At 69.8% G+C, this 23,879-nt stretch carries 24 protein-coding genes; 12 read left to right on the top strand and 12 right to left on the bottom strand.

Annotated features, from left to right (window positions below; genetic code table 11):
* Positions 1–105: 105 nt before the first annotated feature.
* From pgl to tkt, 4 genes are read right to left on the bottom strand one after another with little or no spacing between them, the layout of a single operon-like run.
* Complete coding sequence (gene pgl, locus EPD65_RS01720) at positions 106–825, bottom strand: 6-phosphogluconolactonase (RefSeq protein ID WP_131581349.1); 720 nt, start codon at positions 823–825, stop codon at positions 106–108.
* On the bottom strand, positions 825–2,498 hold the full coding sequence (gene pgi, locus EPD65_RS01715) for a glucose-6-phosphate isomerase (RefSeq protein WP_131581347.1): 1,674 nt from the start codon (positions 2,496–2,498) through the stop codon (positions 825–827). Before pgi ends, pgl begins: the two co-directional genes overlap by 1 nt.
* Entirely contained in the window at positions 2,495–3,595 is a 1,101-nt protein-coding gene (gene tal, locus EPD65_RS01710) for a transaldolase (protein WP_131581345.1), read from the bottom strand. Before tal ends, pgi begins: the two co-directional genes overlap by 4 nt.
* Before the next feature lie 31 nt (positions 3,596–3,626).
* Positions 3,627–5,744 (bottom strand): transketolase, encoded by a 2,118-nt coding sequence (gene tkt, locus EPD65_RS01705; protein WP_131581343.1) that lies wholly within the window; start codon positions 5,742–5,744, stop codon positions 3,627–3,629.
* A gap of 119 nt (positions 5,745–5,863) precedes the next feature.
* Between tkt and EPD65_RS01700 the strand changes: the two genes are divergently transcribed.
* Complete coding sequence (locus EPD65_RS01700) at positions 5,864–6,826, top strand: heme o synthase (protein WP_131581341.1); 963 nt, start codon at positions 5,864–5,866, stop codon at positions 6,824–6,826.
* 10 nt (positions 6,827–6,836) lie between these two features.
* Here EPD65_RS01700 and EPD65_RS01695 read toward each other — a convergent pair whose 3' ends face one another.
* From EPD65_RS01695 to EPD65_RS01675, 5 genes are all read right to left on the bottom strand, one after another.
* A complete protein-coding gene (locus tag EPD65_RS01695; protein WP_131581339.1) occupies positions 6,837–8,081 on the bottom strand; it encodes a choice-of-anchor Q domain-containing protein in 1,245 nt (414 codons plus the stop codon).
* 39 nt (positions 8,082–8,120) lie between these two features.
* Positions 8,121–9,431 carry an adenylate/guanylate cyclase domain-containing protein gene (locus EPD65_RS01690; protein ID WP_131581337.1) on the bottom strand — a complete coding sequence of 437 codons (1,311 nt, stop codon included), beginning with the start codon at positions 9,429–9,431 and terminating at the stop codon, positions 8,121–8,123.
* 233 nt (positions 9,432–9,664) lie between these two features.
* On the bottom strand, positions 9,665–10,540 hold the full coding sequence (locus tag EPD65_RS01685; protein WP_243640385.1) for a COX15/CtaA family protein: 876 nt from the start codon (positions 10,538–10,540) through the stop codon (positions 9,665–9,667).
* A 4-nt stretch (positions 10,541–10,544) separates the two neighbouring features.
* On the bottom strand, positions 10,545–11,330 hold the full coding sequence (locus EPD65_RS01680) for an ABC transporter permease (RefSeq protein ID WP_131581333.1): 786 nt from the start codon (positions 11,328–11,330) through the stop codon (positions 10,545–10,547).
* Positions 11,327–12,181: an ABC transporter ATP-binding protein gene (locus EPD65_RS01675; protein ID WP_243640384.1), complete on the bottom strand. Its 855-nt coding sequence runs from the start codon at positions 12,179–12,181 to the stop codon at positions 11,327–11,329. The genes EPD65_RS01680 and EPD65_RS01675 overlap by 4 nt, the downstream gene beginning before the upstream one ends.
* 64 nt (positions 12,182–12,245) lie before the next feature.
* Here EPD65_RS01675 and EPD65_RS01670 point away from each other — a divergent pair, with 64 nt between their 5' ends.
* The 10 genes from EPD65_RS01670 to EPD65_RS01625 are packed head-to-tail and all read left to right on the top strand — an operon-like array spanning position 12,246 to position 20,690.
* On the top strand, positions 12,246–13,244 hold the full coding sequence (locus EPD65_RS01670) for an ATP-binding cassette domain-containing protein (protein WP_131581331.1): 999 nt from the start codon (positions 12,246–12,248) through the stop codon (positions 13,242–13,244).
* Complete coding sequence (locus EPD65_RS01665) at positions 13,241–14,077, top strand: ABC transporter permease (RefSeq protein WP_131581329.1); 837 nt, start codon at positions 13,241–13,243, stop codon at positions 14,075–14,077. The genes EPD65_RS01670 and EPD65_RS01665 overlap by 4 nt, the downstream gene beginning before the upstream one ends.
* Positions 14,078–14,128: 51 nt before the next feature.
* On the top strand, positions 14,129–14,821 hold the full coding sequence (locus EPD65_RS01660) for a helix-turn-helix transcriptional regulator (protein WP_131581327.1): 693 nt from the start codon (positions 14,129–14,131) through the stop codon (positions 14,819–14,821).
* The gene (gene sufB, locus EPD65_RS01655; protein ID WP_131581325.1) at positions 14,818–16,257 is read left to right on the top strand and encodes a Fe-S cluster assembly protein SufB; all 1,440 of its coding nucleotides are present in this window, start codon (positions 14,818–14,820) and stop codon (positions 16,255–16,257) included. The genes EPD65_RS01660 and sufB overlap by 4 nt, the downstream gene beginning before the upstream one ends.
* A 53-nt stretch (positions 16,258–16,310) precedes the next feature.
* On the top strand, positions 16,311–17,492 hold the full coding sequence (gene sufD / locus EPD65_RS01650; protein WP_131581323.1) for a Fe-S cluster assembly protein SufD: 1,182 nt from the start codon (positions 16,311–16,313) through the stop codon (positions 17,490–17,492).
* Positions 17,492–17,842, top strand: a complete 351-nt coding sequence (locus EPD65_RS01645) for a non-heme iron oxygenase ferredoxin subunit (protein ID WP_131581321.1) — start codon at positions 17,492–17,494, stop codon at positions 17,840–17,842. The genes sufD and EPD65_RS01645 overlap by 1 nt, the downstream gene beginning before the upstream one ends.
* Positions 17,839–18,609, top strand: coding sequence for a Fe-S cluster assembly ATPase SufC (gene sufC, locus EPD65_RS01640; protein WP_131581319.1), 771 nt, complete (start codon positions 17,839–17,841; stop codon positions 18,607–18,609). Before EPD65_RS01645 ends, sufC begins: the two co-directional genes overlap by 4 nt.
* Positions 18,610–18,611: 2 nt before the next feature.
* Positions 18,612–19,907 carry a cysteine desulfurase gene (locus EPD65_RS01635; protein ID WP_131581317.1) on the top strand — a complete coding sequence of 432 codons (1,296 nt, stop codon included), beginning with the start codon at positions 18,612–18,614 and terminating at the stop codon, positions 19,905–19,907.
* Between the two features lie 4 nt (positions 19,908–19,911).
* On the top strand, positions 19,912–20,382 hold the full coding sequence (gene sufU, locus EPD65_RS01630) for a Fe-S cluster assembly sulfur transfer protein SufU (RefSeq protein WP_131581315.1): 471 nt from the start codon (positions 19,912–19,914) through the stop codon (positions 20,380–20,382).
* Positions 20,379–20,690: a metal-sulfur cluster assembly factor gene (locus tag EPD65_RS01625; protein WP_131581313.1), complete on the top strand. Its 312-nt coding sequence runs from the start codon at positions 20,379–20,381 to the stop codon at positions 20,688–20,690. The genes sufU and EPD65_RS01625 overlap by 4 nt, the downstream gene beginning before the upstream one ends.
* A gap of 271 nt (positions 20,691–20,961) precedes the next feature.
* Here EPD65_RS01625 and EPD65_RS01620 read toward each other — a convergent pair whose 3' ends face one another.
* On the bottom strand, positions 20,962–21,702 hold the full coding sequence (locus EPD65_RS01620; protein WP_131581311.1) for a PIG-L deacetylase family protein: 741 nt from the start codon (positions 21,700–21,702) through the stop codon (positions 20,962–20,964).
* Between the two features lie 31 nt (positions 21,703–21,733).
* The gene (locus tag EPD65_RS01615; protein ID WP_131581309.1) at positions 21,734–21,934 is read right to left on the bottom strand and encodes a hypothetical protein; all 201 of its coding nucleotides are present in this window, start codon (positions 21,932–21,934) and stop codon (positions 21,734–21,736) included.
* An 82-nt stretch (positions 21,935–22,016) separates the two neighbouring features.
* On the opposite strand from EPD65_RS01615, the gene EPD65_RS01610 reads away from it, so the two are divergent.
* Complete coding sequence (locus tag EPD65_RS01610; protein ID WP_131581307.1) at positions 22,017–22,898, top strand: phosphotransferase; 882 nt, start codon at positions 22,017–22,019, stop codon at positions 22,896–22,898.
* A 35-nt stretch (positions 22,899–22,933) separates the two neighbouring features.
* On the opposite strand, the gene ypfJ is transcribed toward EPD65_RS01610, so the two are convergent.
* Positions 22,934–23,857 (bottom strand): KPN_02809 family neutral zinc metallopeptidase, encoded by a 924-nt coding sequence (ypfJ, locus tag EPD65_RS01605; RefSeq protein ID WP_131581305.1) that lies wholly within the window; start codon positions 23,855–23,857, stop codon positions 22,934–22,936.
* Positions 23,858–23,879: the final 22 nt, after the last annotated feature.

Below are 23,879 nucleotides of genomic sequence, written 5' to 3'. Positions count from 1 at the left end.
CGATGTCGACCCGATATGTCCGACTGTGGAAAAGAGTTTCCGCAGGTCAGGTACGGTGCGCGGCGCCCGGCACCGCGCGGACGGCGCTCGCAGCCCCGCCCATCCTCAGAGCAGAGCGGCAGCGTCCTGGTCGAGCCACCACACGGTCGCCTCGCGACCACGCGGAGCCACTGCGGGCACCTCGACCGGGTCCACGGTGCCGCCCGGAGCCGCCAGCGCCGAGCCCACAGCCGCAGCCTTCGCCGAGCCCGACGCGACCAGCCAGACAACTGTCGAGCGAGACAGACGTGCAGGCGTCATGGAGAGCCGCAGGGCCGGAGGCTTGGGGGAGTCGACGACGGCGACAGCGTCACGCGCCGAGAGCACGTCGTCGGAGCGGCCCGGGAAGAGCGAGCAGGTGTGGCCGTCCGGTCCCATGCCGAGCAGGACCACGTCGAAGTCCTCAGCAGGGAACTCCTGCGCGTACGTCGCAGCGGCGTCCTGCACCGGCTGACCGGAGTCGGTGGCCGGCGGGACGTGCACCAGCTCAGCAGCAGCGCCGACCACCCCCAGCAGGTCGCGCGAAGCCGCCAGACAGTTGCGCTCGGCGCTCCACGACTCGACGTACCGCTCGTCGCCCCACCAGAACTCGACGCGCGACCAGTCGACGGCCCCGGGTGACGCGGCGAGGGCGCGGTGCAGCTCCTCGATGATCGATCCGCCGGCCAGCACCACGCGCGGCACCCGGCCCGAGGCCTGCACGGCAGCCAGGCGAGAGGTGAGCGCTCGTGCCACGTCGCCGACGAGCGTCGCCGCGTCGGCCGAGACCTCGACGGAGATGGTCATCACTCGCTCCGGTGCCGGTGGTAGTAGTCGATCAGGGCCTGCGTGGACGCGTCCTGCGCCTTCAGCGCCTCATCGTCCTCACCCAGGGCGGGAACGATCTGCTGCGCCAGCTGCTTGCCGAGCTCGACGCCCCACTGGTCGAAGCTGTCGATGCCCCAGACCGTGCCCTGCACGAACGTGATGTGCTCGTAGAGCGCGATCAGCTGGCCGAGGACCGTCGGGGTCAGGTCCGGCGCCATGATCGACGTCGTCGGGCGGTTGCCGGGGAAGACCCGCGCGGCGACGATCCGCTCCGGCGTACCCTCCGCGCGGACCTCGCCGGCCGTCTTGCCGAAGGCGAGCGCCTGGGTCTGGGCGAAGAAGTTCGCCAGGAAGAGCTCGTGCACGTCCTGCTCGCCGTCGACCAGCGGGTACGCCGGGTTGGCGAACGCGATGAAGTCGGCCGGCACGAGGTCCGTGCCCTGGTGGATCAGCTGGTAGAACGCGTGCTGGCCGTTGGTGCCGGGCTCGCCCCAGAAGACCTCGCCGGTGTCCGACGTGACCGGGGAGCCGTCCCAGCGGACCGACTTGCCGTTGGACTCCATCGTCAGCTGCTGGAGGTACGCCGGGAAGCGGTGCAGCAGCTGCGAGTAGGGGAGTACGGCGTGGGTGCCGGCGTCGAGGAAGTTGCGGTACCAGACGTTGAGCAGGCCCATCAGCGCCGGCACGTTGCGCTCGATCGGCGCCGTCCGGAAGTGCTCGTCCATCATGTGCATGCCGCCGAGGAACTCCGCGAAGCGGTCGTGACCGATGGCGATCGCGAGCGACGTGCCGATCGTGGAGTCGACCGAGTAGCGGCCACCCACCCAGTCCCAGAAGCCGAAGGCGTTGGCCGGGTCGATGCCGAACTCGGCGACCTTGTCGAGAGCGGTCGACACCGCGACGAAGTGGCGCGAGATCGCGGCCTTGTCGTCGACCCGCATCAGGCCGCGGGCACGCAGGTTGCTGATCAGCCAGTCGCGGCACAGGCGCGCGTTGGTGAGCGTCTCCAGCGTGCTGAACGTCTTGCTGGACACGATGAAGAGCGTCGACGCCGGATCGAGGTCGGCCAGCTTGCGGGCCGCGTCGGTCGGGTCGATGTTGCTGATGAACCGGCACTCGAGGTCCAGGTGGCGGTACGGCGCGAGGGCCTCGTACGCCATCATCGGACCGAGGTCGGAGCCGCCGATGCCGATGTTGACGACGGTGCGGATCCGGCGGCCGGTGATGCCCTTCCACTCACCCGAACGGACCTCGGTCGCGAAGTGGTACATGTGCTCGAGCGCGGCATGGACGTCGGCGACGATGTTCTTGCCGTCGACCATCACCGTCGCGTCGGCGGGAGCGCGCAGCGCGGTATGCAGGACAGCGCGGTTCTCCGTGACGTTGATCCGCTCGCCGCTGAACATCGCGTCGCGACGCTCGGCCAGCCCCACCTGCTCCGCGAGGTCGAGCAGGGTCTGCGCGATCTCCGGCGTGACCAGGCTCTTCGACAGGTCGACGTGCAGGTCAGCGGCGTCGAGCGTCATCCGCTCGACGCGGCCGGCGTCCGCGGCGAACCAGCCGCGCAGGTCCGGCTGGAACGCCGTCGCGTGCTGGCTGAGCTCCTGCCACGCGGTCGTCAGGGTGGCGTCGACCGGCGGCCGCTTGCTCACTGGGCGACCGCCGCCAGCTGCGCCGTGACGGTGTCGACGAGCTCGCCCCACGACACGTCGAACTTCTCCACGCCTTCGCGCTCGAGCACCTCGAGGACGTCGTCGAAGTCGATGCCGACCGCGGCCAGGGCGGCGAACACCTCGTCCGCCTCGGTGCCGCGTCCGGTGACGGTGTCGCCCGTGACCTCACCGTGGTCGGCGAAGGCCTGCATGGTCTTCTCCGGCATCGTGTTGACGCAGCCGTCGACCACGAGCTCGCTGACATACAACGTGTCCGGGTACGCCGGGTCCTTGACGCCCGTGGACGCCCACAGCGGACGCTGCACGTTGGCGCCGGCGAGCGCCGCGAAGCGCTCGCTGCCAAAGACCTCCTGGTACGCGGCGTACGCGGCCCAGGCGTTGGCGAGCGCGGCCTTGCCCTTGAGCGCCGTCGCCTCGGAGCTGCCGATGGCGTCGAGGCGCTTGTCGACCTCCGAGTCCACGCGCGAGACGAAGAACGACGCGACGGAGTGGATCGTCGAGATGTCGATGCCTGCCTCGACGGCCCGCTCGAGACCGGTCAGGTAGGCGTCCATGACCTCGCGGTATCGCTCGTTGCTGAAGATCAGGGTCACGTTGACGCTGATGCCCGCAGCGATGGCGGCCGTGATGGCCGGCAGGCCGGGCTTCGTCGCCGGGATCTTGATCATCACGTTGGGCCGACTGACCGCCTGCCAGAGCTCACGCGCTTGCGTGATCGTGCCGTCGGTGTCCATGGCCAGACCGGGCTCGACCTCGATCGAGACACGGCCGTCGAAGGCGTCCTCGTCGTAGACCGGGCGGAGCACGTCGCAGGCGTTGCGGACGTCCTCGGTCGTGAGCGCGAAGATCGCGTCCGCGGCCGTGCCGCTCGCGGCAGCGACCTCACGCAGCTGGGCGGTGTAGCGCTCTCCGTTGGAGAGGGCGCCGGCGAAGATCGTCGGGTTGGTGGTGACACCGACGACCGACGACGTCGCGACGAGGTCGGCGAGGTTGCCCGTCTCGAGACGCTCGCGGGAGAGGTCGTCGAGCCAGATGGAGACACCGGCTGCGGAGAGTGCTTCGAGACGTGCGGACATGAGTCTTGCTCCTCGTGTAGCGGGGTCTGGATCAGGCGGTGGCGGCGATGCTGTCCTCGGCGGCGCGGACGACCGCCTCGGCAGTGATGCCGTACTCCGCGAACATGCGCTCGGCCGACGCCGACGCACCGAAGGTCTCGATCGACACGATCCGGCCGTGGTCGCCGACCAGCTCGCGCCAGCCCTGGGCGATGCCCGCCTCGACGGAGACACGGGCCTTGACGATCGGCGGGATGACGGAGTCGCGGTAGGCCTGCGTCTGGGCGTTGAACCACTCGATGCAGGGGAGCGAGACGACGCGGGCGTTGATGCCCTTCGCCGCCAGCTGCTCGCGGGCTGCGACGGCCAGCTGCACCTCGGAGCCAGTGCCCATCAGGATCACGTCGGGCTCGCCGCCGTCGGCGTCGATCAGGACGTAGCCGCCCTTGGCGACGTCGTCCGTCGTGGAGAAGCCCTGCTCGCCACGGGGGAACGTCGGGAGGTTCTGGCGGCTCAGCAGCAGACCGGCCGGGCGGTCGGTGTGGCCGAGGATCGTCAGCCAGGCAGCTGCGGTCTCGTTGGCGTCGGCCGGGCGGACGACGTCGAGGTGCGGGATCGCGCGCAGCGCCGCGGCGTGCTCGATCGGCTGGTGGGTCGGGCCGTCCTCGCCGAGACCGACGGAGTCGTGGGTCCAGACGTAGATCGCCGGCGCCTTCATGAGCGCGGCGAGGCGGACCGCCGGACGCATGTAGTCGGCGAACTGGAGGAACGTGCCCGCGAAGACGCGGGTGCCGCCGTGCAGCGTGATGCCGTTCTGGATGGCGCCCATGGCGTGCTCGCGGATGCCGAAGTGCAGCACGCGACCGGCGTACGGGTCGGCCTTCCAGTCGTGCGTCGCGTGCGCGGCCGGCAGGAACGACGGGGCGTCGGAAATCGTGGTGTTGTTGGAGCCGGCGAGGTCGGCCGAGCCGCCCCACAGCTCCGGCATCAGCGGCGCGATGGCGTTGATGACCTTGCCGGACGCGGCGCGGGTGGCAACGCCCTTCGCGTCGGCCGGGAACGTCGGCAGCACGTCGGCGAGGCCCGCAGGCAGGGCGCGGGTCTTGGTGCGCTCGAGGATCGCGAGCTCGGCGGGGTGAGCGGCGGCCCAGGCGTCGTACTCCTTGGCCCAGGCCTGCTCGGCCTCCTTGCCGCGGGCGACGAGGCTGCGGGAGTGCTCGAGCACCGCGGCCGGGACCTCGAAGGTCTGCTCGGGGTCGAAGCCGAGCAGCTTCTTGGTGGCCGCGACCTCGGCATCGCCGAGCGCGGAGCCGTGGGAGGCCTCGGTGTTCTGCGCATTGGGCGCGGGCCACGCGATGATCGTGTTGAGCACGATCAGGGTCGGCTTGTCCGTGACCTCGCGGCCGGCCTGGATCGCGGCGTAGAGCGCCTCGACGTCCTCGTGGTAGCCGGCGCCGTCGGCGTGGTTGCCGCCCTTGGTCCAGTCGATGTGGTGCACGTCCCAGCCGTACGCCGCGTAGCGCGCCGCCACGTCCTCGGAGAACGACACGTCGGTGTCGCCCTCGATGGAGATGCGGTTGGCGTCGTAGATGACGGTGAGGTTGCCGAGCTGCTGGTGGCCGGCGATCGAGGAGGCCTCCGCGGAGACGCCCTCCTGCAGGTCGCCGTCAGAGGCGATGACGTAGATGTCGTGGTCGAACGGCGAGGCCGTGTCGACGGCGTCCGGGTGGAAGAGGCCCTTCTCGCGGCGCGCGGCCATCGCCATGCCGACCGCCGTGGCGATGCCCTGGCCGAGCGGGCCGGTGGTCGTCTCGACGCCGGCGGTGTGGCCGTACTCCGGGTGGCCGGGGGTCTTGGAGCCCCACGTGCGGAACGCCTTGAGGTCCTCGAGCTCGAGACCGAAGCCGCCCAGGTAGAGCTGGACGTACTGCGTGAGCGAGGAGTGGCCACACGAGAGGACGAAGCGGTCGCGGCCGATCCAGGAGGTGTCAGCCGGGTTGTGCCGCATGACCTTCTGGTAGAGCAGGTACGCCACCGGGGCGAGGCTCATCGCGGTGCCCGGGTGGCCGTTGCCGACCTTCTGCACGGCGTCCATCGCGAGCACACGTGCGGTGTCCACCGCCTGCCGGTCGAGATCGGTCCAGTCCAGCGGGGTGGCAGCGGGGCTCACGAGGGTCCTCTCCTGAGGGTGACGATCGGCACGTTGCCCGGTCTCGGCAACGAGTCCGAGCCTAGTCGGTCGTGCCGTTAGACTCGACCCGCATCCCACCCCGTTCCCCAGAGGTTCCCGTGACGTACGTCGACCAGCCCGCCCCGGGCGTGGACCAGCCCCTTCCGGCTGTGACGACCGACGACGGACCCGCGACGTTCAAGGACGTGGTCGCTGCGTACGTCGGGCTCACCAAGCCCCGCGTCATCGAGCTGCTGCTCCTGACCACCGTGCCGGTGATGTTCTTCGCCGCGCGTGGCATCCCGGACCTGATGCTCGTCGTCTGGACGGTCATCGGTGGCACGCTGAGCGCCGGCTCCGCCTCGGCGTACAACTGTGTCTACGACCGTGACATCGACGAGCAGATGCGTCGCACGCGCCGCCGTGCGCTGCCGCGCCACCTCGTGGGTGCGCGGGGTGCGCTGATCTTCGCGACCGTGCTCGCCGTGCTGTCGACCGTGATCCTGTGGTTCGGGGTCAACCCGCTCTCCGCGGAGCTGTCGATCGGTGCCAACGCGTTCTACGTGTTCATCTACACGATGCTCCTCAAGCGCCGCACCACGCAGAACATCGTGTGGGGCGGCATCGCCGGCTGCTTCCCGGCGCTCATCGGCTGGACCGCGGTCACGGGCCACCTCGCGTGGACGCCGGTCATCCTGTTCCTCGTGGTCTTCTTCTGGACGCCGCCGCACACCTGGGCGCTGGCGCTGCGCTACCGCGAGGACTACGCGAACGTCGACGTGCCGATGCTGCCCGTCGTGAAGCCGGCCGCCGAGGTGGGGCGCCAGATCGTCCTCTACTCGTGGGTGATGGTCGCGACCTCGCTGGCACTGTGGCCCATCGGCAACCTGGGCTGGTTCTACCCGGCCGCCGCGCTCGTGCTCGGCGTTGTCTTCCTCGTGGAGGCGCACCGCATGGCGCACCGCGCCAAGGGCACCGAGGAGCTGTCGGTGATCAAGCCGATGCGGCTCTTCCACCACTCCAACCTGTATCTCTCGCTGCTCTTCGTCGCTGTCGCGATCGACCCGCTGATCACGCGCTGAGTCTGAGCAGTCAGATCGGCGAGGAGCCCTCGACGGCTCCGATCGTGCAGCTGGCCGGACGCGGCACACCGCGCTGGTCGTACGCCGGCCCGGCCGTCGCCGCCGCGAGCAGCGGGCTCGTCTGCGCGGGGAGATAGGTGTCGGTCGGACCACCGAAGTCGGCCGGACCAACGAGCTGCGGGTCCGTGCCGCGTACGTCGCCCACCGCGGTGAACGGGCAGGACGAGGCGTCCTCGAGGTTGTGACCGAGCGAGACGAGCGGCGCGACGGTGTGCTTGCAGTTCGCGGCGCCGCTGTCGGAGGTGTTGCGCGCGATGACGGTGTTGCGGACGGTCACCTTGCCGCCGATGGCGGGGAGCAAGCCGCCCGGGTTGCCCTGGTAGCCGGTCGCAGCGTTGAGCCCACCGCCGCCGGTGGCCGCGTGGTTGTCCACGATGGTCGAGCTGATGATCGTCACCGGCCCCGCGCCGCGGGTGTCGATGCCGCCGCCCTCGCCAACCAGGCTCCCGTCGAACGAGCCGCCCGGGCAGCAGCTGGCGAGAACGCGGTTGCGCGCGACGGTCGAGTTGACGAGGGTCCCCGCGGCGTCGAAGCGGATGCCCCCGCCCTCGCGGTTGGCGATGTTGTCGAGGATCGAGCTGTCGTAGATTTCGGCCCGCGCCGACGGCGTGTTGAAGATGCCGCCGCCATAGTCCGCGCGGTTGCCCTGGACGGTGACGCGGTGCAGGACGAGATGACCCTGGTTGGCGATCGCTCCACCGCCGGTGACGACGACGAGCTCACGCTCGCGTGCGATGCCGCCGGTCAGGGTCACGTCACTGAGGTCGAGGGTCACCCAGGGCGGCGCGACTGTGAAGATCCGGTCGAGGCCGTTGCCGTCGATCACGGTCTGCCGGGCGCCGGCACCGCGCACCGTGACGTTGCTCAGGACCATGAACGGTCCCGCCAGCGACGGTGAGGCGTTGACGATCGGCAGGAGCGGACCGCGCGTGATGGTGAAGTGACCCGCCGGCATCTGGATCGTGGTGCGCTGCGTCGGATGGAAGTCGGCCTCGATCATGGCCGCGCGCAGGGAGCAAGTGCCCGCGGCTGTGCGGCAGACGCCGTCGCCGGGGCGGGCGTCGATCTGGTCGGCGGTCGTCGTGACCCGGAACGTGAGGCCGGTGGCGGCCGTGGCCGTCGGGACCGCCGGGCCGACGAGGAACGCGGCTGCGGCCAGCGGTGCGAGGAACCTGCGCGACGGGAGCATGGTCATGGCCATCACCATGGCGCGTCCGGTTGGTGGTGTCGAGGGTCAGGACGGTGCTACGGCGTAGACCAGCTGCAGGTCGGTGAAACCCTTCACATGCAGCTCGCCGTGCAGTTGCACGGCTTCGCTGGGGCAGAGGCCGGCGGCGGCCGCGTCGAGGAGCACTTCGCCGGCTGCAGCGTGGGAGCAGAGCCGCGCTGCGAGGTTCACCGGCATGCCGATCGCGGTGTACTCCATGCGGGTCTCGGCGGCGATCGCACCGACAGTGACCCGCCCGCTGGCCAGCCCGACGCCGAGCCCGAGCGGGTGGAGCCGCGTCTCCCAGCGTCCGATCACTGGCTCGACGGCGGTGAGCAGCTCGCGTGCGAGGGCCAGGCCGGTGGCCGCGTGCTGGGGGTCGGCGATCGGTGCACCGACAAGGATCAGGATTCCGTCGCCGGCGTAGTTGGTGATCGTGCCGCCGTACTTCGCCACCACCTCTCCAGCCGCGTCGTAGTAGTCCGCGAGGAGGTCGACCACCGCTTGCGACGGCACCCCCTCGGAGTACGCCGTGAAGCCGCGCAGGTCCGCGCAGACGACCGTGAGGTCGGCCTGGTGGGGCTTCATCGCCTCGGCCATGCCCCGCGACTCGACGAGCCGGCTGACCTGGGGTGACAGGAAGCGGCTGAGGAAGACGCTGCGCTGGGCCCGGGCCGTGGCGTACTCGAGCTGCCCGTAGACGCAGAGACAGATCCAGCACGCGACGCAGATCCCGGCGGCAACCGGCGGCAGCGCCGTCGCCGCGATGACGAACGCCGACGCGAGCATGAAGGCGAAGGCACGCCGCTCCTGAGCAGCGTCCAGGCCGCCGACCGCCAGCCCGCCCCAGCCCACGGCGTAGGCGATCAGCGCGACGATCCAGAATCCGGCGAAGAGCCAGAATCCCGGTGTGGAGAGCGTGCCGGGTTCGCCGAGCGAGAGCTCGTAGTCGTTGAGGCGCTGGACCGGCCACGTGATCGCCATGGCGGCATGCACCCCGGCCAGCAACACCGCAGCCCACGAGCTGGCGCGTACGACGCGAGCGCGGGGTCCCCGCACCTCCGAGGAGCCGAGCAGGCTGAGCATGTAGAAGCCGGCCAGCGCGATGGCCGCTGACTCGGTGAGTCCCTGCAGCCGCGCGAGCATCTGCGGGTGGGCGACGTCGACGCCGTCGGCGTACACGGGCATGGTGGCGACAGCCAGACCGACCGTGCCGGCGAAGAGTCCGGCGAGCAGGTTGGACCGTGTCCGGTCGATGCCGACCGACATGATGAACGACATTCCCAGTGCCACGGCACCCAGCGCCAACGCGGCGTATTGGAACTGTTCGATCGTCATGGCACGACCCCTGCCTGGCGGCCGGGCGCGGCCGTCAGTTCAGTGTCGACCCAAAACGGACATTCGGGAAGGCGTCTCCCGAGGGCCGTCGCACCGGGAAACCGTCAGCGGTCGCGCGACCCGAGCCATGGCGCACTGAGTCGCACGTGCGAGACGACGCGCCGTCGGCACAGGTCCGGCCGGCGTGTCCCTTCGCATGTGCGACTCGCCGCATCCAGGCGGTGCGGGTGGCGTCAGGCGCGAGCGCGCGTCGTCAGGACGACGCGGGCGAGACCCGCTGCGACGAGGGCGGCGCCGAGCATGTGGAGACCGACCAGGAGGCCCGGCAGGTCCGTGTAGTACTGGACGTACCCGAGGACGCCCTGGCCGAGCTCGATGCCGAGCAGCACCGAGGCGAAGAAGGCGAGGGTGCGCTCGTTGCGCCGCGCGGCGAGGACCATCAGCGTGATCGTCAGCAGCACCAGCGCCCAGACCGCGAAGCCGTGTACGTGCGAGGCGACCGCCGGGTCGAGGCCGTTGCGCGGCGCCTTCTCGTCGCCGGCGTGCGGGCCCGATCCGGTGACGACCGTGCCCAGCCAGAGCACGACCGCTCCGACGGCGAGGACCGTCCAGGCGAGCGCCCGCGACGGTGCTGAGGCGGCCGGACGCACGGGACCCATGACCTCGTCGACCAGCCAGACGCAGAGGCCGATCATGCCCATCGAGATGAGCAGGTGGATCGCGACGATCCACGGGTTCAGGTCGGTGAGCACGGTGATGCCGCCGACGACCGCCTGGGCCGGGATGCCGAGGGCGATGCCGACCGAGAGCCAGAGGATCGCCCACCGGCCACGGTTCTGGGTGGTCACCACGTTGGCCAGCGCGAACGCGAAGCAGGCGACGGCCACGACGACGAGCACGAACGTGAGCATCCGGTTGCCGAACTCGATCGCGCCGTGGAAGCCGAGGTCCTCGTGGTAGACGAGGTTGTCCTCGGTGCACTTGGGCCACGTCGGGCAGCCGAGGCCGGACGCGGTGAGGCGCACGGCGCCACCCGTCACGACGATGCCGATGTTCACGACCAGGTTGGCGATGGCGGACCACCGGAGCCAGCGCTGCACGGACGTCACAGGGTCACTCCCACTTGAAAAATCGGCCGGCGAGCAGCGAACCCGCGATCGCCCAGACCATGAGCACGAACATCCCCAGCGCATCGCACTGCCCGTCGGCGAGACCCGAGCGCATCACATCGCCGAGTGCGCCGGACGGCAGCAGGCGCAGGACGCCGGCGCCGCCGCCGTACGAGGTGTGGGGGAGGACGACGCCGCCGCCCATCATCAGCAGGAGGTAGATCAGGTTGGCTGCGGCGAGGGTCGCCTCGGCGCGCAGCGTGCCGGCCATGAAGAGGCCGAGTGAGGCGAACGCCAGCGTGCCGAGGAACGCGCCGGAGAGGGCGACGATCGCGCCGATGACGCCGCCGTGCGGGTGCCAGCCCAGCGCGAAGCCGACCGCGGAGATCACGACCGCCTGCAGTGCCATGACTCCGAAGAGGGCCACGACCTTGCCCAGCAGCAGGCCGAACCGGGGGAGCGGCGAGGCGCCGAGGCGCTTGATCAGGCCGTAGCGGCGTTCGAAGCCGGTGGCGATGGCCAGCGAGGTGAACGACGTCGACAGCACGCCGAGCGCGAGCACGCCTGGCGTCAGGACGTCGACCACCCGGTCGTCGAAGGTCAGGCCGAGCCGCTCCGCGCCGACGACGCCACCGACCAGCGCGAGCACGGGGATGACGAGGGCGATCAGCAGCTGCTCGCCGTTGCGGAGCAGGAGCTTGGTCTCCATCGCGGCCTGCGCGCGCACCTGCTGGACCAGCGGCGCGGCGCCGGGCTGCGGGGTGAAGGTCCCCGGGGTGGCAGTGCTCATGACTCGAGCTCCCGTCCGGTCAGGTGGAGGAAGACGTCCTCGAGCGTGCGGGAGCCGAAGCTGATCGACTGGAGACCGACCTGGTGCTGCTCGCTCCACGTCGAGACGGCCGCACGCAGCGCGGCCTCGGCGTCGGCGGGCAGCTCGCGGTCGACGACCAGGCGCACGGTCGCGGAGGACCCGCGGGTCAGCTCTTCCGGGGAACCGGTCGCGATCAGCTGGCCACGGTCGATGATGTGCACCATGTCGGCGAGGCGCTCGGCCTCCTCGAGGTAGTGCGTCGTCAGGACGATCGTCACGCCGTCGGCGCGCAGCTCCTGCAGCAGCTCCCAGGTCGTACGCCGGGCGGCGGGGTCCATGCCGGCCGTCGGCTCGTCGACGAAGACCAGCTCGGGGCGGCCCACGACGGCCATGGCCAGGCCCAGCCGCTGCTGCTGGCCACCGGAGAGCCGGCGGAACGGCGTCTTGCCGCACTCACCCAGCCCGAGCCGCTCGACGAGCATGTCGACGGGCAGCGGGTTGGCGTGCAGCTTGGCGACGTGGCGCAGCATCTCCTCCGCGCGTACGCCGGACCAGGCGCCGCCGCTCTGCAGCATGACGCCGATCCGGGGGAGCAGCTCGCGGCGCTGGGTCACGGGGTCCAGGCCGAGCACGCGGACGTGCCCTGCCTGCGGTCGCCGGAAGCCCTCGCAGGTCTCGAGCGTGGTGGTCTTGCCGGCCCCGTTGGGGCCGAGAACGGCGGTGATGGAGCCACGCTCGACCGTGAGCGAGAGTCCGTCGACGGCGACCTTGTCGCCGTACCGCATCACCAGGCCGTCGATCTCGACGGCAGGAGCGGAGGATTCGGGCACGGGCGTCAGTGTAGGAACCAAAGTCGAATGCGCCGACGCGAGTCCCACCCCTAGGGTCGTGAGCATGACCACGACATCCAGGGAGGGGCTCGCGATCGAGGCCGATGGCCTGGTCAAGCGCTTCGGAGACAACGTGGCCGTCGACGGCGTGAGCTTCGGAGTGCCGCAGGGCACCGTGCTCGGTCTGCTCGGCCCCAACGGTGCCGGCAAGACCACGACGGTCCGCATGATGACCACCCTGACCAAGCCCACGGCCGGCACCGCGCGGGTCGCCGGATTCGACGTGTTGCGGCACCCGGCGGAGGTGCGGGCGCGGCTCGGCCTGACCGGGCAGGCGGCGACGGTCGACGAGCTGCTGACCGGTCGGGAGAACCTGCGGATGATCGGCGCGCTCTACGGGCTGCCGACTGCGGAGGTGAAGCGTCGCAGCGATGAGCTGCTCGAACGCTTCTCCCTCACTGAGGCAGCCGGCCGGATCGCCAAGGGTTACTCGGGCGGCATGCGCCGCCGGCTGGACCTCGCGGTCAGCCTGATCGCCCACCCGCCGGTCCTCTTCCTCGACGAGCCGACGACGGGCCTGGACCCGCGCAGCCGTGTCGAGCTCTGGGAGGTGCTGCGCGACCTCGTCAGCGAGGGCACGACGCTGTTGCTGACGACGCAGTACCTGGAGGAGGCCGACCACCTCGCCGACGACATCGTCGTCATCGACCGGGGCACGGTCATCGCGCAGGGCACCCCGCTCCAGCTCAAGGACGCCGCAGGCAAGGCGTCGATCGTCGTGACGGTCTCGAAGTCCGACGACCTCGCCGAGGCCGAGCGCCTGGTCCGGTCCTCGATCGCCGAGGTCCACGTCGACGCGGCGTCGCGCCAGATCACCGCGGCTGCCAGCGGACTGGCCGACATGACCCGCATCGCCGGGGTCTTCGCGGACAGCGCCATCGAGCTCGACGACCTCGGCCTGAAGCGGCCCAGCCTCGACGACGTCTTCCTGCACCTCACCGGACACCGTGCCGAGGAGCTCGACGGCGCGGCCGTCGATCACGCCGAGGAGGTCACGGCATGAGCGGCCTCGACCTCCAGCCCGAGATCGGCGTACGCCGCGGCGGACTGCTGCGCCAGTCCCTCGTGATCACGCGGCGCAACCTGACCCACATCAAGCGCATGCCCGAGATGCTGATGGACGTCACCATCCAGCCGGTCATGTTCGTGCTGCTCTTCGCCTATGTCTTCGGCTCGTCGATCCAGACGGACTCGCCGGCGGGATATCGCGAGTGGCTGCTGGGCGGGATCATGGGGCAGACGATCACGTTCTCGTCGTTCATCGTCGCGCTGGGCCTGACGGCCGACCTCGACAAGGGCATCGTCGACCGGATGCGGTCGCTGCCGATCAACCCGGCCGCGGTCCTGGTCGGGCGGAGCATCTCCAGCCTGATCCACTCGAGCATCGGCCTCGTCGTCATGTCGCTGACCGGTCTGGTCGTCGGCTGGCGGATCCGGGGGAGCTTCGTCGACGCCGTCCTCGGTTATCTGCTGCTGATCGCGTGGGGCTTCGCGATGATCTGGGTCGGCATCCTCGTCGGCTCCGCGATGCGCTCGGTCGAGGCGGTCAACGGGCTGATGTTCGCGACGATGTTCCCGATCACCTTCCTGGCCAACACGTTCTCGCCGACCGACCGCATGGAGCCGTGGCTGCGTGCGATCGCGGAGTGGAACCCGATCTCGTCGCTGGTCCAGGCGGTCCGCAACCTCTGGGGCAACGACCCCGACGGCGTGCCGGCCTCGGCGGCGTACCCGCTGCACCACCCGGAGATCGCGACGCTGATCTGGGTCGTGATCATCACGCTGGTGATGGCGCCGCTCGCTCTGCGGGCCTTCCGGAAGCGCACGTCGGCGTGACTTAGGGGACCCTTCGTTGAGTGCCGCGCGTATTAACGTCACACTGTTGTTGTGCAATTCGAGCGGATCTCGACGGTCGTCCCTGATGGGGACGCCTCGACGCGTGCGCGCGTGCTCCGTTTGATTGCCGAGCAGGGTCCCCGCACGGCTGCCGATCTGGCGGCTGCCCTCGATCTCACCGCGGCCGCGGTGCGGCGCCATCTCGACCACCTGGTCGAGATCGGCACCTTGGAGTCGAGGGAGCAGCGGGTCGGCCCGGGGACCCGCGGTCGCGGGCGCCCGGCGCGCGCGTTCCGCCTCACGCAGGCGGGGCGCGACCAGCTCGACAACCAGTACGACGACCTGGCCACGCAGGCGCTGCGCTTCCTCCGGGACACCGGCGGAGACGAGGCGGTGATGGGCTTCGCACGTCAGCGCGTGGAGTTCATCGAGCGTGACTACGCCGCGATCGTCGCCGAGCAGCCCGACCTGACGCCGGCCGAGGCGCTGGCCGAGGTGCTGACGCGTGGTGGCTACGCCGCCGGCGTACAGACGCTGCCGATCGGTGACCAGCTCTGCCAGCAGCACTGCCCCGTGTCTCACGTGGCTCATGAGTTCCCGCAGCTGTGCGAGGCCGAGACCGAGGCGTTCAGCCGCGTGCTCGGGTCCCACGTGCAGCGGCTCGCCACCATCGCCCACGGCGACGGCGTCTGCACCACCTGCATCCCCCTGATCCCTGCAAAGAAGGACGGAGCGTCGCGATGACGATCTCTCAGGACACCCCCAACGCGATCGAGGAGCTCAACCCCGAGCTCAAGGGCATCGGCAAGTACGAGTTCGGCTGGGCCGACAAGGACGTCGCCGGTGCCAACGCGAAGCGTGGCCTCAACGAGGACGTCGTCGCCGACATCTCGGCCAAGAAGTCCGAGCCGCAGTGGATGCTCGACCTGCGCATGAAGGGCCTGAAGCTCTTCGACCGCAAGCCGATGCCGACGTGGGGCTCCGACCTCAACGAGATCGACTTCGACAACATCAAGTACTTCGTGCGCTCCTCGGAGAAGCAGGCCGCCTCCTGGGAGGACCTGCCCGAGGACATCAAGAACACCTACGACAAGCTCGGCATCCCGGAGGCGGAGAAGCAGCGCCTCGTCGCCGGTGTCGCCGCGCAGTACGAGTCGGAGGTCGTCTACCACTCGATCCGCGAGGACCTCGAGGCCCAGGGCGTGCTCTTCCTCGACACCGACACGGCTCTCAAGGAGCAGCCGGAGCTCTTCAAGGAGTACTTCGGCACCGTCATCCCGGTCGGTGACAACAAGTTCGCCGCGCTCAACACGGCCGTGTGGTCGGGTGGCTCGTTCATCTACGTCCCGAAGGGTGTCCACGTCGACATCCCGCTCCAGGCCTACTTCCGCATCAACACGGAGAACATGGGCCAGTTCGAGCGCACGCTGATCATCGTCGACGAGGACGCCTACGTGCACTACGTCGAGGGCTGCACCGCGCCGGTGTACTCCTCCGACTCGCTGCACTCCGCGGTCGTCGAGATCATCGTCAAGAAGGGCGGCCGCTGCCGCTACACGACCATCCAGAACTGGTCGAACAACGTCTACAACCTCGTCACCAAGCGCGCCGTCTGCGAAGCCGGCGCGACGATGGAGTGGGTCGACGGCAACATCGGCTCCAAGGTGACGATGAAGTACCCCGCCGTCTACCTGATGGGCGAGCACGCCAAGGGCGAGACGCTCTCGATCGCCTTTGCGGGCGAGGGCCAGCACCAGGACGCCGGCGCCAAGATGGTCCACGCCGCGCCCAACACGTCCTCCTCGATCCTGTCGAAGTCGGTCGCGCGTGGCGGTGGCCGCACGTCGTACCGCGGTCTGATCCAGATCAACGAGGGTGCCCACGGCTCCAAGAGCAACGTCCTGTGCGACGCGCTCCTGGTCGACCAGATCTCCCGCTCGGACACCTACCCGTACGTCGACATCCGCGAGGACGACGTCTCGATGGGTCACGAGGCCTCGGTCTCGAAGGTCTCCGACGACCAGCTCTTCTACCTGATGCAGCGCGGCATGGAGCAGGACGAGGCCATGGCCATGATCGTCCGCGGCTTCGTCGAGCCCATCGCGAAGGAGCTCCCGATGGAGTACGCCCTCGAGCTGAACCGCCTGATCGAGCTGCAGATGGAGGGCGCGGTCGGCTGATTCAGCCACCGCCCGCCCCGACCACCCGACGTACGAAAGCACCAACTGTGACTGTGACTGAGAACCTGAGCGCCGCGCTCGAGCTCGACAAGGTGGAGTCCCACCTGCACCCGACGGGATCGTTCGACCTCGCCGACCACGCCATCCCGACGGGACGCGAGGAGATCTGGCGGTTCACCCCGCTGAAGCGCCTGCGTGGTCTGCACACCGACGCCCCGCTGGGTGGCGCGTCGTTCACGACCGACATCAAGGCGCCCGAGGGCATCGCCGTCGAGGCCGTCGCGACGGCCGAGGCGAAGCGGGGCCTCAGCGGCCTCGTGCCGTGGGACCGGATCGCCGCCCGCACCTGGGACGCCGCGGCCCGCACGCTGGTCGTGACCATCCCCAAGGAGCACATCGCCGACGAGCCGGTCTACGTGACCGTCGACGGCACCGCGACCTCCGCGGAGGACGAGGCCACTGCCACGCACGTCGTGCTCACTGCCGAGGCGTTCTCCAAGGCCACCGTCGTCTTCCGGTTCACCGGCTCGATGACGCTCGCCGACAACGTCGAGATCATCGTCGGTGACGGCGCGCAGCTCACCGTCGTCTCCATCGACGACTGGGCCGACGACGCCGTCCACGTCGGACACCGCCACGTGCGGGTCGGTCGCGACGCGTCGTTCAAGCACGTCGACGTCACCTTCGGTGGCTCCGTGGTCCGCCACGACACCACCGCCGACTACGCCGGTCCCGGTGGCTCGGTCGACATGCTCGGCCTCTACTTCGCCGACGCCGGGCAGCACATCGAGCACCGCCTCTTCGTCGACCACACGGCCCCCAACACCAAGTCGAACGTCGTCTACAAGGGCGCGCTCCAGGGTGAGGGTGCCCGCACCGTCTGGATCGGCAACGTCCTGATCCGCAAGGTCGCCGAGGGCATCGAGACCTACGAGGAAAACCGCAACCTGGTCCTCACCGACGGGTGCCACGCGGACTCCGTGCCGAACCTCGAGATCGAGACCGGCGAGATCGAGGGCGCGGGCCACGCCGCCGCCATCGGTCGCTTCGACGACAACCAGCTCTTCTACCTGCGCTCGCGCGGCGTCAGCGAGAAGGAGGCGCGCCGCCTGGTCGTGCACGGCTTCTTCAACGACCTGATCCGCCACATCGACGTGCCGGAGCTCGAGGAGAGCCTCTTCGCGACCGTCGAGGCAGAGCTGGCCAAGAACGTGCTCGCCGAGGACAACGCCTGATGGCCTTCGAGTTCGCGGCCGCACTGGCCGACATCCCCGAGGACGAGGCGTTCGGCGTGACCGTCGACCGCTACGACCTGGCGCTCGCCAAGCACGGTGACGAGGTGTTCGCGCTGCAGGACATGTGCAGCCACGCCAACATCCCGCTCTCGGAGGGCGAGGTCGCTGTCGACGCCGACGGCACCTGCACCGTCGAGTGCTACCTGCACGGGTCGACGTTCGACCTGCGCAGCGGCAAGCCCACCTGCTTCCCGGCGACCGAAGCCGTCGCCACCTTCCCCGTAGAGATCCGTGATGGCGACGTCTACGTCGACGTCACCACCACCCTGAATGGAGTTTCCCCCGCATGAGCACCCTCGAGATCAACGACCTGCACGTCACCGTCGACACTGAGGACGGTGCCAAGGAGATCCTCAAGGGCGTCACGCTGACCATCAAGGATGGCGAGACGCACGCGATCATGGGCCCCAACGGCTCCGGCAAGTCGACGCTGGCCTACTCGATCGCTGGCCACCCCAAGTACACGATCACCGGCGGCACGGTGACCCTCGACGGCGAGGACGTCCTCGCGATGTCCGTCGACGAGCGCGCCAAGGCCGGCCTCTTCCTCGCCATGCAGTACCCCGTCGAGGTCCCGGGCGTCTCCGTCGCCAACTTCCTGCGTACGGCGAAGACCGCGCTCGACGGCGAGGCCCCGAAGCTCCGCACGTGGGTCAAGGACGTCAACGGCGCCCTCGAGAAGATGAACCTCGACCCGGCGTTCTCCTCGCGCTCGGTCAACGAGGGCTTCTCCGGCGGTGAGAAGAAGCGCCACGAGATCGCCCAGATGGACCTCCTCGACCCCAAGGTCGCGCTGCTCGACGAGATCGACTCCGGTCTCGACATCGACGCGCTCAAGGTCGTCTCCGAGGGCATCAACCGCTTCACCGAGCGCGAGGGCAAGGGCGTCCTGCTGATCACGCACTACACCCGCATCCTGCGCTACGTGAAGCCGGACTTCGTCCACGTCTTCGTCAACGGCAAGATCGCCGAGGAGGGTGGCCCGGAGCTGGCCGACCAGCTCGAGGCCGAGGGCTACGACAAGTACGTCAAGGCTGACCAGCAGGAACTGGTCTGACCATGTCCGACCTTGTCCTTCCGGGCCTGCTGGATGACCTCGCGGTCATCCGGCAGGACTTCCCGATCCTCGAGCGCATGCTCGCGGGCGGGCAGCCGTTGGTCTACCTCGACTCGGCGAACACCTCGCAGAAGCCGCAGGTCGTCATTGACGCGATGGTCGACCACCTGGAGCGGCACAACGCGAACATCGCGCGTGCCATGCACCAGCTCGGTGCCGAGGCGACCGAGGCGTTCGAGGCCGGCCGGGACAAGGTCGCGGCGTTCCTCGGAGCGCCCTCGCGCGACGAGGTCATCTTCACCAAGAACGCCTCCGAGGCGCTCAACCTGGTCGCCAACGTCCTCGCCTGGCCGAATGCATCTGGTGGGGCACCCTTCCAGGTCGGCGAGGGCGACGACGTGGTCATCACCGAGATGGAGCACCACTCCAACATCGTGCCGTGGCAGCTGCTGACGCAGCGCACCGGCGCGAACCTGAAGTGGTTCGGCCTCACCGACGGTGGCGAGCTCGACCTCTCGAACATCGACTCGCTGATCACGGAGACGACCAAGGTCGTCGCGTTCACCTGGGTCTCCAACATGCTCGGCACGATCAACCCGGTCGCCGAGCTGACCCGGCGTGCGCACGCCGTCGGCGCGCTCGTCGTCGTGGACGCTTCGCAGGCCGCGCCGCAGCTGGCGATCGACCTCGCCGCGATGGCGCCCGAGGAGCGGCCCGACTTCGTGGTCTTCACCGGCCACAAGGTCGTCGGCCCGACCGGCATCGGCGTCCTCTGGGGTCGTGGCGACCTGCTCGAGCAGCTGCCGCCGTTCCTCGGAGGTGGCGAGATGATCGCCACCGTGACGATGGAGAAGTCGACGTACGCCGGCATCCCGCACCGCTTCGAGGCCGGCACGCCGCCGATCGTCGAGGCCGTGGGTCTCGGTGCTGCGGTCGACTACCTCGGCCACGTCGGACTCGACCGGATCCACGCCCACGAACAGGCCATCACGGCGTACGCGCTCGAGGGGCTGCAGACGATCAAGGGCCTGAAGGTCATGGGACCGCTCGACGCTGCGAAGCGTGGCGGCGCGATCTCGTTCGAGCTCGAGGGCGTGCACCCGCACGACATCGCGCAGGTGCTCGACTCGCGCGGCATTGCCGTGCGCGCGGGGCACCACTGCGCGAAGCCCGCGCACGCGCGTTTCGGTGTGCAGGCCTCGACCCGGATGTCGTCGTACCTCTACACGACGCCCGCCGAGATCGACGCGCTGATCGAGGGCCTGGAATACACCCGCAGCTACTTCAAGTTGGGCTGACCCTATGGACCTCGACGCGCTGTACCAGGACATCATCCTGGATCACTACAAGAACCCCCACGGCAAGGGACTCCGCGAGGAGTTCGAGGCCGAGGTGCACCACGTCAACCCGACCTGTGGTGACGAGATCACGCTCCGCGTGCACGTGGAGGACGGTCGCGTTGCCGACGTCTCCTACGACTCGCAGGGCTGCTCGATCTCCCAAGCCTCCGCGTCGGTGCTCTACGACCTCGTCCACGGCAAGACCGTCGACGAGGCGATGGAGATCCACGCGAAGTTCCAGGAGCTCATGCAGGGCAAGGGCCAGGTCGAGCCGGACGAGGACGTCCTCGAGGACGGCATCGCGTTCGCCGGTGTGGCGAAGTTCCCGGCCCGCGTGAAGTGCGCGCTGCTGTCGTGGATGGCGTGGAAGGACGCGACGGTGCAATCAATTGGCCAGGCAGCCGCTGGCGGCCAGACGGAGGAGAAGGCATGACCGACCAGCTCGTCGAGCAGATCACCGAGGCGATGAAGGACGTCGTCGACCCCGAGCTCGGCATCAACGTCGTCGACCTCGGCCTCGTCTACGGCGTTCACGTGGGCGACGGCGACGTCACCCTCGACATGACGCTGACGTCCGCGGCCTGTCCGCTCACCGACGTCATCACCGACCAGACCAACTCGGCGCTCGAGGGTCTTGTCAACGAGGTCACCATCAACTGGGTCTGGATGCCGCCGTGGGGCCCCGACAAGATCACCGACGACGGCCGCGAGCAGCTGCGCGCCCTCGGCTTCAACGTCTGATCCGGAACGCCCGGCACGCGCGCTGGCGGCGTTGTCGTCGGTCGAAGTCCGCTCCGCTGCGCTCCGCACACGGACTCCTTCCCTCCTCCGCCTTGCCTTCGCAGGCTCCGGACGTCCCGGACGTCCCGGACGCCCCGGACGACGGCAACGTCGGGATCAGGATGCGGCGAGTCGCACGTGCGCATCGACGCGCCGAGGCGGCCGGCTTCGTGGGCGTGTCGATGCACACCTGCGACTCGCCGCAGCCACCTGGCCGCCCTGGCGCCTTTGATCACATCGGCGGCGGGGCCTGGAAGTCCCAGGCCCGGAACGCCACCCCGTTCGGTACGCCGAGGGCGTTGCCCTGCGCCGTCGTGATCCACTCGACGAGGTCACGCGGCGCGGGATGCCAGGGGAGTGCGGCGAGGTAGGCCTTGTGCGCCTCGAGCGAGGCGATGCCCGCCTCGACCGGCGCGCCCGTGACGTCGACGCCGTGCGTCGGCCGGTCGTCTGCCGTGACAAGGAGCCAGCGCGGTGAGTGCGGCTCGAGCCCCGCGTCCGCGAGCTCCGGAAAGACCCAGCGGTTGCCGGCGTCGCGCACCGCGTCGAGGGTCGCCATCCCGGCGGCCCGGTGGTCGGCCTGGTTGAGCATGCCCATGAACTCCACCTGCCAGGTGCCGGTGAGCACTGCGTCGGGCCGGAACTCGCGGATCGCCCGGGCGATGTCGCGGCGCAGGTCGAGACCGTAGACCAGCATCCCGTCGGGGTGCTCGAGAAAGTCGACCCGCTCGACACCGACAGCGCGGCAGCCCGTGCGCTGCTCCTCCATCCGCGCGCTCGCGCAGGTGTCGGGCTGCATCGTGTCGATGCCGGCTTCGCCGCGGGTCAGCAGGAGATAGCGGACCTCGATGCCCGCAGCGGTCCAGGCCGCCACGGCTGCGGACGCGCCGTACTCCATGTCGTCGGGGTGGGCCACCACGCAGAGCACGCGCTCGATGCCGTCGGTGGGCCAGAGGGGGAGCTTGTCGTCCATGCGTCGAGCGTCCTCCCGCCGACGAGGACGGTCAATGCGTCGAGGGCAGCTCTCCGTCATCCCAGCCGTCGGTCGGGATCGGCTGCACGGTCAGCTGCGGCGACGGGACGACGGGTGAGCGCGGGACGATGACCATGCCCGGGTTGCCGTCCGCGGGCGCATGCGCAGCCGGGAGGCGGCTGAACCCGGTCACTGCCGCGAGCAGTGCAAGACCCAGGACGAGTGGCTTCATGGTGGTTCGACGGTAGCCCCGCGTCGCCGGTTCCGCCATCAGATCCCCGCGCGGGCGGCGTTCGACCGCTAACGTGCGGCACATGTGGCAGCCCGAGGCGCACTGGGAGCGCCTGCCGAGCGGGATGGGAGCGTCGACGCTGGGCGTCTGGCGCGACGGCGACCTGATCGTGAAGCGCCTGGTCGCACCGACGGGCGAGGACCCGGTCGCGCCCGATGCGGTGGGCTGGTGGCGGCGTCAGGCGGACGTCGCGGCATCCGGCATCGTGGAGTCGACCCCGGGGTTGCGCGGGCCGGCCGTCGTACGCGTGGAGCAGGACGGCGACGGCCTCACCTTCTGGTACGCCGCGGTGACGCCGCAGGCGCTGCCGGGACCGTTCGTGGCGCAGGCGCTGGGACGCTTCGCCGGTGCCGATCTCGGCTCCCACCCGTGGCTGTGCCGCGGGCAGCTCGCGCAGCGGATCACCGCCACCGAACGCCGGGGCGGCTGGTCCACCCTGGCCCGTACGACGGTCGCAGATCTCGCCGACCGACTCTGGCAGCGGCGCGGCCACTTCCTCACTGCCCTTGCCGAGCTGCCGCACGTCGCCCAGCACGGTGACCCGGTGCCGGCCAACCTCCTCGGTCGCGACGACGACGCCGTCCTCGCGATCGACTGGTCGAACCTCGGCACCGGTCCGGTGGGCTCGGACCTGGGCTACTGGTCGCTGTCGGCGCGCGAGGAGTTCGACGTACTGCTCGAGGCGTACGTGAGCGGCCTGCCGGAGGGGACCGCCACGATCGAGCAGGCGCGGCTCGGCGCTCAGGTCACTGCGGTCTACACGGCGCTGTCGCGGGCCGACTGGGCGCTGGCACGCGCAGCTGAGGGGAGTGGCGCGCTCGCGGCGAAGTACCGCCACCCGAGTGTCGCGCCGTACCTCAAGGCCCTTCAACGACAGTTCCCCCAGCTCGAAGCGCTCATCTGACAGCGCCCCGAACCGGGGGAACAGGAGTCGTGCGGTCAGCCCCAGATCGCGCGGCAGGAGTTGACGTCGCCGGCGTAGCCGGTCTTGAACCAGGTCATGCGCTGCTCGGACGAGCCGTGCGTCCACGAGTCGGGGTTGACCGAGCCCTGGGTCTTCTCCTGGATCGAGTCGTCGCCGACCGCCTTGGCCGCGTCGATCGCGTCCGCGATGTCCTGCTCGGTGATCGACTCGAAGATCTTCTGGCCGTTGCCGTCATCGGTGCCGAGCGCGCCCTGGGCCCAGACGCCGGCGTAGCAGTCGGCCTCGAGCTCGAGCTTCACCGAGTCGCTGTTGGCACCCTGCTGCGTGCGGACGTTCTTCATCTCGCCGGTGATGTCCTGGATGTGGTGGCCGAACTCGTGGGCCAGGACGTAGGGCTCGACGAACGGCTTGTCCGCGCCACCGATCTGCTCGAGCATCGAGGAGTAGAAGCTCGGGTCCTCGTAGATGTGGCCGTCGGTCGGGCAGTAGAAGGGACCCATCTGGGCGCTCGCGGCGCCGCAACCGGTCTGCGTCTGACCACTGAAGGTGCGCAGGTCGGACGGCTGGAACTGGTCGCCGAGCTGGCCCTTCCAGAACACGCGGAGCGACTTCATGATCCCCTTGCGCTCGCAGACGCGGGACTTGTTGGCGTCATCGCCGGTCTTGCAGCTGGCGTAGTCGCCGTTGTCGGTCGCCTGGCTGCTCTGGTCCGAGCCGGCGCCCAGGCTCGGGCCCGGGAGGCCGCCGCCGGTGCACATCTGCAGGATCACGTAGAGGATGACGATGACGATCGTCCCCTTGATGCCGAAGCCGCCCGGGATCGGGAGTCCGCCGAGGCCGCCACCGCCGCCCAGGCCGCCGAGGCCACCCCCTCCGCCGCCACCGCTCGAGCCGGACGCCTCGCCGTCGCTGATGTCTGCCTTGGGGTTGAACCGCATTGCGGGTTCCTTCCGATGGGGG

The sequence above is a fragment of the Nocardioides jejuensis genome (assembly GCF_004337475.1).
GTDB classification, from domain to species: Bacteria; Actinomycetota; Actinomycetes; order Propionibacteriales; family Nocardioidaceae; genus Nocardioides; species Nocardioides jejuensis.
The sequence above is the reverse complement of the archived record's forward strand: the minus strand, read 5'-3'. Positions and strand labels throughout refer to the sequence as shown.